The organism is Pseudomonas sp. ZY71, assembly GCF_036542145.1.
GTDB lineage: Bacteria > Pseudomonadota > Gammaproteobacteria > Pseudomonadales > Pseudomonadaceae > Aquipseudomonas > Aquipseudomonas koreensis_A.
This window is the reverse complement of the sequence record NZ_CP144274.1, coordinates 4,645,825-4,658,132: the sequence shown is the minus strand read 5'-3', so window position 1 is coordinate 4,658,132 and position 12,308 is coordinate 4,645,825. Positions and strand designations below refer to the sequence as shown.

The 12,308-nt window shown below is 60.4% G+C and carries 13 protein-coding genes; 5 read left to right on the top strand and 8 right to left on the bottom strand.

All coding sequences use genetic code 11. The features are described 5' to 3' along the window. Positions 1–3 precede the first annotated feature (3 nt). The 4 genes from ttdR to soxR all read right to left on the bottom strand — a co-directional run bounded on the left by ttdR (position 4) and on the right by soxR (position 3,045). Positions 4–954, bottom strand: coding sequence for an L-tartrate utilization transcriptional activator TtdR (gene ttdR / locus VY732_RS20595; protein WP_331691626.1), 951 nt, complete (start codon positions 952–954; stop codon positions 4–6). Positions 955–978: 24 nt separating this feature from the next. Next, positions 979–1,854: an alpha/beta fold hydrolase gene (locus VY732_RS20590; RefSeq protein WP_123595363.1), complete on the bottom strand. Its 876-nt coding sequence runs from the start codon at positions 1,852–1,854 to the stop codon at positions 979–981. Between the two features lie 176 nt (positions 1,855–2,030). Further along, positions 2,031–2,489, bottom strand: a complete 459-nt coding sequence (locus VY732_RS20585; protein WP_077573872.1) for a VOC family protein — start codon at positions 2,487–2,489, stop codon at positions 2,031–2,033. 103 nt (positions 2,490–2,592) lie between these two features. Next, positions 2,593–3,045 carry a redox-sensitive transcriptional activator SoxR gene (gene soxR / locus VY732_RS20580; protein ID WP_077573871.1) on the bottom strand — a complete coding sequence of 151 codons (453 nt, stop codon included), beginning with the start codon at positions 3,043–3,045 and terminating at the stop codon, positions 2,593–2,595. Positions 3,046–3,138: 93 nt separating this feature from the next. On the opposite strand from soxR, the gene VY732_RS20575 reads away from it, so the two are divergent. Then, positions 3,139–3,492, top strand: a complete 354-nt coding sequence (locus VY732_RS20575; protein ID WP_331691625.1) for an antibiotic biosynthesis monooxygenase — start codon at positions 3,139–3,141, stop codon at positions 3,490–3,492. On the opposite strand, the gene VY732_RS20570 is transcribed toward VY732_RS20575, so the two are convergent. The 4 genes from VY732_RS20570 to msuE all read right to left on the bottom strand — a co-directional run bounded on the left by VY732_RS20570 (position 3,489) and on the right by msuE (position 7,681). Continuing rightward, entirely contained in the window at positions 3,489–4,592 is a 1,104-nt protein-coding gene (locus VY732_RS20570) for a sigma-54 interaction domain-containing protein (protein ID WP_331691624.1), read from the bottom strand. The two genes, VY732_RS20575 and VY732_RS20570, sit on opposite strands and share 4 nt — an antisense overlap. A gap of 36 nt (positions 4,593–4,628) precedes the next feature. Continuing rightward, positions 4,629–5,816 (bottom strand): acyl-CoA dehydrogenase family protein, encoded by a 1,188-nt coding sequence (locus VY732_RS20565; RefSeq protein ID WP_331691623.1) that lies wholly within the window; start codon positions 5,814–5,816, stop codon positions 4,629–4,631. 145 nt (positions 5,817–5,961) lie between these two features. Continuing rightward, entirely contained in the window at positions 5,962–7,107 is a 1,146-nt protein-coding gene (ssuD, locus tag VY732_RS20560) for an FMNH2-dependent alkanesulfonate monooxygenase (protein WP_007949711.1), read from the bottom strand. 10 nt (positions 7,108–7,117) lie between these two features. Next, positions 7,118–7,681 carry an FMN reductase gene (msuE, locus tag VY732_RS20555; protein WP_016985421.1) on the bottom strand — a complete coding sequence of 188 codons (564 nt, stop codon included), beginning with the start codon at positions 7,679–7,681 and terminating at the stop codon, positions 7,118–7,120. 391 nt (positions 7,682–8,072) lie between these two features. On the opposite strand from msuE, the gene VY732_RS20550 reads away from it, so the two are divergent. From VY732_RS20550 to VY732_RS20535, 4 genes are all read left to right on the top strand, one after another. After that, on the top strand, positions 8,073–8,330 hold the full coding sequence (locus VY732_RS20550; RefSeq protein WP_137217720.1) for a hypothetical protein: 258 nt from the start codon (positions 8,073–8,075) through the stop codon (positions 8,328–8,330). 101 nt (positions 8,331–8,431) lie between these two features. Continuing rightward, a complete protein-coding gene (locus VY732_RS20545) occupies positions 8,432–9,046 on the top strand; it encodes a LysE family translocator (RefSeq protein ID WP_137217719.1) in 615 nt (204 codons plus the stop codon). A gap of 204 nt (positions 9,047–9,250) precedes the next feature. Beyond that, positions 9,251–10,417, top strand: coding sequence for an aminotransferase class V-fold PLP-dependent enzyme (locus tag VY732_RS20540; protein WP_331691622.1), 1,167 nt, complete (start codon positions 9,251–9,253; stop codon positions 10,415–10,417). 56 nt (positions 10,418–10,473) lie between these two features. Continuing rightward, positions 10,474–12,282 carry an aminopeptidase P family protein gene (locus VY732_RS20535; RefSeq protein ID WP_331691621.1) on the top strand — a complete coding sequence of 603 codons (1,809 nt, stop codon included), beginning with the start codon at positions 10,474–10,476 and terminating at the stop codon, positions 12,280–12,282. Positions 12,283–12,308: the final 26 nt, after the last annotated feature.

Sequence of the window (12,308 nt, the reverse complement as noted above, 5' to 3'; positions counted from 1 at the left end):
GGACTACAGCGACAATCCTTTGAAATGCGCCTGCAAAAACTCCACACACGCGCGCAACTTCCCCGAATGCGCCAGCCGCGTAGGGTACACCGCCCAGACATTGGCGCTCTGGCTGTAATCGTCCAATACCTGCACCAACCGCCCTTGTTCCAGCAGCGGCTTCACATCCCACAGCGAGCGCAACAACACCCCGCGCCCGTCCAGCGCCCACTGCAAAACAATCTCGCCGTTGTTGGACGACAACGGCCCGCTGACCCGCACGCTCTCTTGCCCGCCGTCGCGATCCAGATTCCAGATACCGAAGGCATTGTCGCGCTCCTTGATCACCAGGCAATCGTGCTGTTGCAACTGGTCCAGGGTTTGCGGCGTACCGCGGCGTTGCAGATAACCCGGGGCGGCGCACAGCACGCGCCGATTGCTGACCAGACGCCGGCCAATGTGCTGGCCGGGAATGTCATCACCGACGCGGATCTCCAGGTCGAAGCCTTCATTGATGATGTCCACCACCCGGTCAAACAGGTCGAGGCGAATCTCCAGTTCTGGATAACGTTCGGCCAGCAACGACACCGCCGGGGCCACATGATTGCGACCGAAACCGAAACTGCTGCAAATGTGCAAACGCCCACGCGGGCTGTCGTGGGCGTCGGACAATTCGTCGTGCAGTTGCTGGAAATCATCGAGAATGCGCAACGCCCAGCGTTGCACGCGTTCACCATCCTCGGTCAGCGAGACGCGCCGGCTGGTGCGGTGCAGCAGGCGAGTGCCGAGGGTGGTTTCAAGAATCTGGATGCGTTTGCTGACATAGGCCGGCGACAGGCCCAGTTCATCCGCGGCGGCGGCAAAGCCGTTTTTGCGGATCACGGTGAGCAGCACGCGCAGGTCTTCGGGCAGGGGCACGGTGTCTTTCTTCTGGGACATGTCAAAACGAACACTGGCGGCAGAAGCCGCCAGCATAGCACCGAGATCCGGCGGCTCGGCTCAACGCAAAAAGGCCAGTGCTTCAGCGAGCAACGGTTCGGGGACTTCTTCGGCAAGGTAATGGCCGGCGGGCAGCGCTTGGCCGCTGACGTTGCTCGCCACTTGCTGCCATTCCTTGAGCGGATCGAAGCAGCGTCCGACCGTGCCTTCGGCGCCCCACAACACGCGCAATGGCAGATTCAGATGATGCCCGGCGGCGATGTCGGCGCGGTCGTGCTCAAGATCGATGCTGGCGCTGGCGCGATAGTCTTCGCAGATACCGCGGGCGCTGCCAGGTTGTTGCAGGCAGCGCAGGTATTCGCCGAAGGCTGCATCGGTAAACGGCTTGAGTCCGGCGCTGCGACTGCCCATCACGCTGCGCAGATAGCTTTCGGGATCGGCTTCGAGCAAGGTTTCCGGCAGTGGCGCCGGGCGGATCAGAAAGAACCAATGCCAATACGCGCGGGCGAAGGCTTCGTTGGTTTGCGCATACATCGACAGGGTCGGCGCGATGTCGAGCAGCATCATCCGTTGCACGGCGGCGCGGTGATCGAGCGCCAGGCGATGGGCGACCCGCGCGCCACGGTCGTGAGCGAGGATCGAAAACTGCTCGAAGCCCAGCGACTGCATCAGTTCGACATTGTCACGGGCCATTTCGCGTTTCGAGTAATTAACGTGCAACTCATCGGCAGCCGGGCGGCTGCTGTCACCGTAACCGCGCAGATCGGCGGCGACCACGGTGAAGTGTTCGGCCAGTTGTTCGGCAATCTTGTGCCAGATCACGTGGGTCTGCGGGTGGCCGTGCAACAGCAACAGGCCCGGACCGCTGCCGCCGAGGCGGTAGGCAATGTCGACACCGTTGACGTGGCGCTGGTCTTTGCGGAATCCGGCAAACATCGGGCTGATCCTTGTTCAGGGTTCTGGTTGGCTGCATCCTGAAATCGTCCGGGGTTTGCGGCAAGGGGCAAAGCGTGGTGGGCCGGTTCATGAAGTGTGTTCATGAGGCTCGGATTGCCAGTGCCGGCCCCTTCGCGAGCCTGCTCGCGAAGAGGCCAGTCCAGACACTGCAATGCTCAACCCTGCTGAAACATCTCCATCGCCCGCTGCTTGATCTGCTCTTCAGTCAGATCTTCCTTGCGCGAGGCCAGAAACCACAGATGCCCATACGGATCCTTCAACGTCCCGCTGCGATCACCGTAAAACTGATCCTTGACCTCGGACACCGTCGTCGCCCCGGCATCCAGTGCTCGCTGAAACGACTTGTCGACATCGGTCACATACAAATGCAAACCAACCGACACGGCTTGATCCGGATTACTCAACGGCCCTTGATCGCACGGTGAACCGAGCATGATCGCGCTGTCACCAATGCGCAGTTCGGCGTGGCCGATGCCGCCGTCGGGCATGGCCAGGCGCATGACTTCGGTGGCGCCGAAGGCTTTTTTATAGAAATCGATGGCCTCGGCGGCTTTGTGGATGCCGAGATACGGGGTAATGCTGTGATACCCCTCGGGAATGGGTTTGACGCTCATGACGTTCTCCCTGATTGTTGTTCTATGGGATGTGGCTCCACCGGATTTGTGGAAGATTCACTATAGAACCGTCTTCGCCATGCAGATTTTTGCCCGACGAGCGTCAGTCTTCGGGAAAGTGCGGCCCCGGTCCCTGTTCACCCAGCACATCGCCCTGATTGCGCAGCGGGCAGGCCTCCATCGACAAACAGCCGCAACCGATGCAGCCATTGAGCCGATCGCGCAGTAGCGTCAGTTGTTCGATCCGTTCATCCAGCTCGCGCCGCCATTGCTGCGAGAGGATTTTCCAGTCGGCCGCGCTGGGCGCCCGATCCTGCGGGAGGATTTTCAGTGCCTCGCCAATCTCCGCCAGCGGAATCCCCAGCCGCTGCGCGACTTTGATCAACGCGACCCGGCGCAGCACTTCGCGCGGATAACGGCGCTGGTTACCGGCGTTGCGCTGGCTCTTGATCAAACCTTTGGATTCATAAAAGTGCAGGGCGGTGACTGCGACGCCACTGCGCGCTGCGACTTCGCCAACCGTTAACTGTTTGTGCACATTTTCTTTGCTGATCATTTGAAGACAGCTCTTGACCTTGACTTAACTAGAGGTTTTACCCTGCAGGTCTTCGAGTCGCAAGGCTCGTCTTACGTCGAGTGGGGGCTTTCCATGAACAACCGCAGTTTCACCCAATTGATCGAATTCGAAATCGACCCACGCCAACAACCGGCCTTGGTTACCGCGTTATCGATGCAAACCGAGCGCCTGGCTCAGCGCTACGACGGTTTTGTCAGCGCCAGTGTGCAGGCCAGTGATGACGGCCGGCGCGTGCTGAGTTTCCTCCAATGGCAGACCCGCGAGGCGGGGGAGGCGGCATTTCGCAGCTTCGAGAGCGGCGAGCAGGATTTCTGGCAACTGATTCACACCCATCAGGCAAAAACCGTCACCTTCAATTCGTTCCAGGTGCTGAGCAGCATCGCCCGCAGTCACGACGATGCGCTGCACTGCCACCTGGTGGGCTAGATCGACAGCTGGATCAAGCGCTCGCCTTGCAGATTTTCCGTGAGTCGCCGCTTGTTCACCGCCAGTTCGCCGATCTTGATCAGTCGCGTGCGGGTGACGTTGCGGCTCAGACCGAGCAACGCTGCGGTGTGCACCTGGTTGTAATGGCAAAAGCGATAAGCTGCGCGCAACAAGGCGTCTTCGACTTTTTCGTGTAACGCGCCGGCCTGTTGCGCGAAGAGTTTTTGAAAGGCCTGTTCCAGCAACGCCTCCGGTGAATCATCGGCACTGCTGTGATGATCGTCCGAGCGATCGATGCGCAGATTCGACAGGCGCAAGTCATCGCGTTCGATCACGCCATTGCGGCAGATCAGCAAGGTGTGGTGGATGACGTTTTCCAGCTCACGAATATTGCCCGGCCAACTGTAGGCACGCAGTTTGTGCTCGGCGCCGGGGCTGATACTGACGCGGCCATAACCGAGGCGCTGGCTGTAGGCCTCGATGAAGTGGCGCGTGAGCGGCAGTATGTCGCCGGGACGGTCGCGCAACGGACTCAGTTCGAGATTGACCACGTTGAGGCGGTAATACAGATCCTCGCGGAAATGGCCGGCATTGATGGCTTTTTCCAGCTGCACATTGGTCGCCGCCAGCACCCGCACATCGATAGGAATGCTTTTGCGCGAGCCAAGCCGCACCACCTCGCGTTCCTGCAACACCCGCAGCAATTTCACCTGAATCGCCATCGGCAGATCGCCGATCTCATCGAGAAACAACGTGCCGCCATCCGCTTCCTCGAACCAGCCGGCCTTGGCGCTCAGTGCGCCGGTGAACGCACCTTTTTCATGACCGAACAATTCCGCCTCTACCAGCGATTCGGAAAACGCCCCGCAATTGACCGCGATAAACGGCCGATGACGGCGATTGCTGAGGTTATGAATATGCCGCGCTACCAGCTCTTTGCCGGTGCCGGTCTCGCCGATGATCAGCACACTCGCTTCGCTCGGCGCGACCTGTTGCAAATGCGCGAGCAGGGCCTGGGACTTCGGGTCTTCGAACACCTGCGCAGTGGCGCGGATCGACGTGGCGAGCGCGGGGGAGGGCGGTAGGGTCAGCAGTTGCATGGGCTCGTCCTTCTTTTTAGTTCAAATGCAGACAGGTCAGGAATAAAAGGTCGGCACCGGCAGCGACTGATTCAGCGCCCAGTCGCCTAACTCATGGAGTTTGTAGTCCAGCGGGTCGTGCAAGGTCTGCGTGCGCAGGTTGCGCCAGTGGCGGTCGAGGCGCAGGGAGGCGTGTGTCGAGCGCGCGCCGGTCACTTCGAACAAACGGCTGCAAATCTCCAGGCCCTGACGGCTGGCCGCGACTTTGGCCGTGGCAATCGCCGTGGCGACATGGCCGCGCTCTTCGGCGCTGACGTTCGCGCCTTTGGCCCAGGCCTCATCGAGCAATGCCGCCGCGCGTTCGACCAGCAGACGAATGCCTTCCAGCGCCACCCAGAACTCGCCGTAATGCGCGAGCACGTACGGGTCTTCACGCACATCGCGCGCCGTGGATTTATGCCAGAGCCGGGTTTCGCTGAGGGTGTATTGCCGCGCCTCTTCGAAGGCGCCTTCGGCAATTCCGAGAAACATGTGTGTGAAGGTCAGCTGTGCGATCAGTGGTCGCAAACAGGCGAACGGTGTACTCAGCGGGCCGGGATCGAGCAGCAGTTCCGATTCTTCGACGCGTACTCGTTCAAACGTCGCGCTGCCGCTGTCAGTCTGACGCTGGCCGATGTTGTTCCAGTCATTGTGCAGGGTGATGCCACTGCGGCCGCTGGGAATCGCCGCGATCAGCAACTTGCCGCCAGCACTTTCATCGACGGCCGAAGCGATCAGCATCTGTGAATCGCTGGCGCCGGAACAGAAACTTTTCTTCCCGGAAAACTCGCGCCAGCCGCCGAGATCCTTGACCACAGTGCGGGTGTCGAGCGGATTTAGCGCATTGCCCCAGAACCAGTTCTGCCGCGCGGTTTGTTCGAACCACGGCTGCCATTGATCCGGCCGCGAGAACAGGCGCACGGTGGCGAGCATCAGATGATGAAAACCGAAGACGTGAGCAATCGAGCTGTCGACCTTGGCGAACTCGCGGACCACTTGCAGGGTTTCACTCCAGCTGGCGCCGAGGCCGCCGAAGCGGGTGGGAATGCTCAGGGCCAGCAGGCCGCTGTCGCGCAGGGCATCACGCTCGACTTTCGGCGTGCCACCACGTTCGTCACGTTCGACGGCAGTCAGTGCAAACTCGGCGGCCAGTTGGCGGGCGGTTTGCAATGGGGATAACAAGGTACTTTGCGGTTTGGCGGTCACACAGTATTCCTCAAAGAATCAACTCAGCCCCTGTGGGAGCGAGCTTGCTCGCGAAGGCGTGGTATCAGTCACCATTTATGTAGATGACCCACCGCATTCGTCGGAACGCCGCCCGGAGCAAGCTCGCTCCCACAAGGGATCCGGTTCAGGCACTGGCTTTTGTCGGCAACACATCGTTGGCAATCATTTCGCCAAACGGCCCGGTCAGATTGGTCACACCACGCCCGGCCAGACTGGCGTAAGGCTCGGGCAGCAGCGGGAACACCAACTCGGCAAAGCGGTAAGCCTCTTCCAGATGCGGGTAACCGGAGAAGATGAAGCTCTCGATGCCCAGATCCGCGTACTCCTTGATCCGCGCCGCCACTTGCTGCGGATCGCCGACCAGCGCCGTACCGGCACCGCCGCGCACCAGACCGACGCCGGCCCACAGATTCGGAGCGATCTCGAGGTTGTCGCGACGACCATCGTGCAACGCCGCCATGCGCCGTTGACCTTCGGAGTCGAAGCGCGAGAAGGATTTCTGCGCCGCCTCAATAGTCTCGTCGCTGATGTGTTCGATCAGTTTGTCCGCAGCTTTCCAGGCCTCTTCGGCGGTCTCACGGACGATCACATGCAGGCGGATGCCGAACTTCACCTTGCGCCCATGTCGCGCCGCACGTTCGCGCACATCGGCGAGTTTTTCCGCAACCGCGGCCGGCGGTTCGCCCCAGGTCAGATAGACATCGACCTGTTCGGCGGCCAGATCATGCGCTGCGTCGGATGAGCCACCAAAGTACAGCGGCGGGTAAGGTTTTTGCACCGGCGGATACAGCGCTTTGGCGTTCTGCACCTTCAGGTGTTTGCCGTCGAAATCCACCGCTTCACCTTGCAACACGCGGCGCCAGATCTTCAGGAATTCATCGGTGACTTCATAGCGCTCGGCGTGGCTGAGGAAACTGCCGTCGCCACGGTTTTCGTCCGGATCGCCGCCGGTCACCACGTTGATCAACAGGCGCCCGTTGGACAGTCGATCGAGAGTTGCCGCCATGCGCGCCGAGACTGTCGGCGAGATGATCCCCGGACGGATCGCCACCAGATAACGCAGACGCTCGGTCAACGGCACCAGTGCCGAGGCGATCACCCACGAGTCTTCGCAGGAGCGCCCGGTTGGAATCAGCACGCCGTGGTAGCCCAGGCTGTCAGCGGCCTGCGCCACTTGTTTCAGATAATTGAGCGTGACCGGACGCGCGCCTTGGGTGGTGCCCAGATAGTGGCCGTCGCCGTGGGTCGGCAGGAACCAGAAAACATCCATGAACGGCTCCTCAGGCGATTTTCAGCAAGGGTTTGATTTGGGTGGCGAACAGCGGCGCGGCGCGTTCGGCGGCGAGGCGGATGCGCGCTTTCAACAGTTCGCTGGTGATCTGGTAATCGGCGAAGTCGGCTTCGGTGGCGTAAACACCGATCGGCAACGTCATGGCCTGGAAGAAGCTGAACAGCGGCCGCAACTGGTGATCGAGCACCAGCGCATGGCGTTCGCTACCGCCGGTTGCGGCGAGCAGCACCGGCGTGTCGATCAGTGCGTTGAGGTCGATCAGGTCGAACAGGTGCTTGAGCAGACCCGGGTAGGAACCGCGATAAACCGGCGCGGCAACGATCAGCAGATCGGCCTGTTCAATGGCCTGCAACTCGGCTTCAACCTCGGCACTGAGTTCCTGACGCGAAAGCGCGCCGCCGAGCGGGCGGGCGATATCACCGAGTTCGATCAAATGGCTTTCGATGGTCAAGTGCCCGGCCAGTTCGGCGAGCAAGGCTTGGGTCAGCACCAAAGTGCGGGACGGACGCCAGGTGCCGCCGGAGAGGGCGACGACTTTCAGGGGACGCGACATGATCAGTTCCTTTTTTCAACAGTTGCTCAGCGAGCAGTGAATGAGTCACCGGGTCTGAGCAAGCGCTGTACCAATTCCTGCAAGCCCCGGTTTACAAGGCGTTGAGCGTTAGCGTGGCGGTCGCCCCTGTGAGCAGCGAGGCGCTTTGTTGAATCGGTGTTGGCTGAGCAACAGTTGCTGGAGCAACAGTGCTGAGCGCATGGATGGAGTTATAAAGACTGTTTGTTATTCCGTAAAAGAACGTTAATTGATATTTATAGATCGTTAGGAGATATGCGACAGTTTGTGTCGAATTCCTGATAGCCACTATTGAGAGCGTTGATTTCTGCGTGAGCGTGCCCGGGCGTAGCCTTTGTCCATTGACTCCCCCATTGCTCGCCAGGACGCTCCCATGAATCGTTTACTGACTGTTTCCTTGATGCTCGCTGTCTCTGTACTCGCCGGTTGTGCCGGACACGTTTCGCCGGAACTGCGCCCTTACACCGATGAAGAATCCCGCGAATTGGCGATGGAAGCACTCAATCGCAGCGGCTTGTCTTTCGACGAATACCACGCGAAAAAAGCGCAATTGCTCGGTCAGACCCGGTTTGACAAAAAAGCTGAAATGAGCGCCGAACGTGCCGTACAGCTACACGGTCGTCCGAGCTGAAAACAAACTGTACTGGTGGAAGTTTTACCCAACTGTCCGTGGGCTTGCCGGGCGGCGTGGGATAGGGTCAACACCTGAATGACCCTGATGGATTGCCTGCCATGAACCTCTCGCTTGACCTGCTGTTGGGCTTTGCCCTGTTTGCCCTTGTCACCTCGATTACACCTGGACCGAACAACACCATGTTGCTGGCTTCGGGGGTGAACTTTGGCTTCAACCGCACCATCCCGCATATGCTCGGGATTACCTGTGGTTTCTTCGTTCTGGTGGTGGCCGTGGGCTTTGGCCTTGGCGCGGTGTTCCAGACCTATCCAATTCTTTATACGGTTCTGCGCTACGTCGGCGCGGCGTATCTGCTGTATCTGGCGTGGAAAATCGCGCATTCGGGACCTGTCGGCGACAGCGCCGAAGGCGAGGCGAAGCCGATCAGCTACCTCGGCGCGGCCGCGTTTCAGTGGGTCAATCCCAAGGCGTGGATTATGGCCATCGGGGCCATCAGCACCTACACGCCGATGCAGGGCTATTTCACCAATGTCGTGGTGATTGCTGCGGTGTTTGCCATCATCAACCTGCCAAGTGTCGGCGTCTGGGCCGCCTGCGGCACGTTGTTGCGCAATGTGCTGAAGGATCCACGCTGGTTGCGCGTGTTCAACTGGGGCATGGCGGCGCTGTTGGTGCTTTCGCTGTACCCGTTACTTCTCGAAAGCTTTAGCTGACGCATCGCTTCAACCGCAGGCCGGATGCCTGTTAAGCTCGACTTCAGGAGCGTTCCTACGCACTTTGAATGAAGTTGTTCTTCTTTAACGGCATCCGATCAGGTATTGATGACGCTCTCGAACCGACGCGCAGCTCACAAGGCTGCGCCGTACCGTTTGCAGACACGAGCCTCCTGATCCCGGAACACGCTCTGCGAGTCTTTTATGAACACACGTCCGTTGTATTTCGATTACGCCGCCACCACCCCGGTCGACGAGCGGGTCATCCAGGTGATGATCGAGTGTCTGGGGTTTCACGGTAACTTTGGTAACCCGGCTTCCAGCTCCCATGCTTACGGCCAGCAGGCCCGGCACACGGTCGAGCAGGCGCGCCGGCAAGTCGCCGAACTGGTCGGCGCCAATGCCCAACAGATTATCTGGACCTCCGGTGCCACCGAGTCCAATAACCTCGCCCTCAAAGGCGTGGCGCAGGCGCGCGGTGTGTCCGGCGGCCACATCATTACCAGTCAGATCGAACACAAAGCCATCCTCGATACCGCCCGCCAATTGCAGGACGCCGGCATCGCCGTGACCTATCTGGTGCCGGACGCCGATGGCCTGATCACGCCGCAAGCGGTCAGTGAAGCCATGCGCGACGACACCTTTCTGGTGTCGCTGATGCTGGTGAACAACGAGTTGGGCACCGTCAACGATGTTCAAGCGATAGGCGAAGTGGTGCGCAGTCGTGAGGCGTTGTTCCATGTTGATGCGGCACAGGGCGCCGGCAAAGTCGCCATCGATCTGGCGCAATGGCCGGTGGATCTGATGTCGTTCTCTGCACACAAACTTTACGGCCCCAAAGGCATCGGTGCGTTGTACGTCGGCCCACGTGCGCAACAGCGTTTACAGGCGCAGATTCACGGCGGCGGACACGAAGGTGGCTTGCGCTCCGGGACCTTGGCGACGCACCAGATTGCCGGTATGGGCGCAGCATTTGCCTTGGCCGCCGAGGCGTTCGATGCCGAGAAAAAGACCATCGTCGCACTGCGCGAACGCTTGCTGGAACAACTGCTCAGCCTGCCGGGCGTACGCTTGAACGGCTGCGCCACTCAACGTATTCCGCACACCTTGAGCCTGACCTTCAGCGAAGGTGAATTCAACAGCGCGGCGTTGAGCCATTCGATTGCCTTTTCCGCGACGTCGGCCTGCAATTCGGCGAGTAACGCGCCGTCCCACGTGCTGTTGGCGTTGGGGCATGACGCGCATCTGGCCGGGCGCACCATTCGCCTGAGTCTCGGTCGTTTCACCACTGCCGAACATATCGACAAGGCTGTTCAACTGATCAAGACCGCCTGCGCCAGTGCTCCGGCATTCTGGGCGACAGGGCTTTAAACGAGCCGACCTCACGGCTACGAACAATAACGATGAAGTGATTAGCAGGAGACATGATGAGTACCCAGACCTCGACCGAAGGATCGGTGCCCCAGCGCCTGGCGCACACCCGCGAACTGATGCGCCGCGAAGGCATTCACGCATTGCTGGTGCCGTCCGCCGACCCGCATTTGTCGGAATACCTGCCGGGTTACTGGCAGGGCCGGCAGTGGCTGTCGGGCTTCCATGGTTCGGTGGGCACTTTGATTGTCACCGCTGATTTCGCCGGCGTCTGGGCCGACAGCCGTTATTGGGAGCAAGCGACGAAGGAGCTCAAGGGCAGCGGCATTGAACTGGTGAAACTGCAACCGGGTCAACCGAGCCCGCTCGACTGGCTCGCCGAGCAGACACCGGAAGGTGGTGTGGTCGCGGTTGACGGTGCGGTGATGGCCGTGGCCTCGGCGCGTACCCTGAGCAGCAAGCTGGAGGCACGCGGTGCGCGTCTGCGTACCGACATCGATCTGCTGCAAGAAGTCTGGAGCGATCGCCCGAGCCTGCCGAATGCACCGATTTATCAGCATCTGCCGCCGCAAGCGACCGTCAGCCGTGGCGAGAAACTCGCCAAACTGCGCGAAACCTTGCAAGAGCGCGGGGCGGACTGGCATTTCATCGCCACCCTCGACGACATCGCCTGGCTGTTCAACCTGCGCGGCGGCGATGTGTCGTTCAACCCGGTGTTTGTATCGTTTGCCTTGATCGATCAACAGCAAGCCACGCTGTTCGTGGCGCTGAGCAAGGTTGATGCTCAATTGCGCGCGGTGCTGGAACAGGATGGCGTGACGCTGCGCGATTACAGCGAAGTCACCGACGCGCTGCGCTCCGTGCCGAGCGGTGCGAGCTTGCTGGTTGATCCGGCGCGCGTTACCAGCGGCTTGCTGGATAACCTCGACAGCGGCGTGAAGCTGGTCGAAGGCTTGAACCCGACCACGTTGGCCAAGTCGCAGAAAAGTGAAGCCGATGCTCAGCACATCCGCCAAGCGATGGAGCAGGATGGCGCCGCACTGTGCGAGTTTTTCGCTTGGCTGGAATCGGCCTGGGGTCGCGAGCGCATTACCGAACTGACCATCGACGAAAAGCTCACCGCTGCCCGTGAGCGTCGTCCGGATTACGTATCGCTGAGTTTCAACACCATTGCCGCGTTCAACGCCAATGGCGCGATGCCGCATTACCACGCGACCGAAGAAGAGCACGCGGTCATCGAGGGCGATGGTTTGCTGCTGATCGACTCGGGTGGACAATACCTCGGCGGCACCACGGACATCACGCGAATGGTGCCAGTCGGCACGCCGAGCGAAGAGCAGAAGCGCGATTGCACGCGCGTGTTGAAAGGCGTGATTGCGCTGTCGCGTGCACAGTTCCCGAAAGGCATTCTCTCGCCGCTGCTCGACGCCATTGCCCGCGCGCCGATCTGGGCCGACAGCGTGGATTACGGTCACGGCACCGGTCACGGCGTTGGCTATTTCCTCAACGTCCATGAAGGTCCACAGGTGATTGCGTATCAGGCCGCGCCTGCACCGCAAACGGCCATGCAGCCGGGGATGATCACTTCGATCGAGCCAGGCACCTACCGTCCGGGTCGTTGGGGCGTGCGCATCGAGAACCTGGCGATGAACCGCGAGGCGGGCAGCAGCGAATTCGGTGAATTCCTCAAGTTTGAAACCTTGACGCTGTGCCCGATCGACACGCGTTGCCTGCTGCCAGCGCTGCTGACGGAGGAAGAGAAACAGTGGTTCAACACCTACCACGCAGAAGTGCGTGAGCGCTTGAGTCCGTTGCTTGAGGGTGCTGCGCTGGAATGGCTGAACACCCGCACTGCGGCCATCTGATCGACTGGAATTCAGGCGCTGTTAGC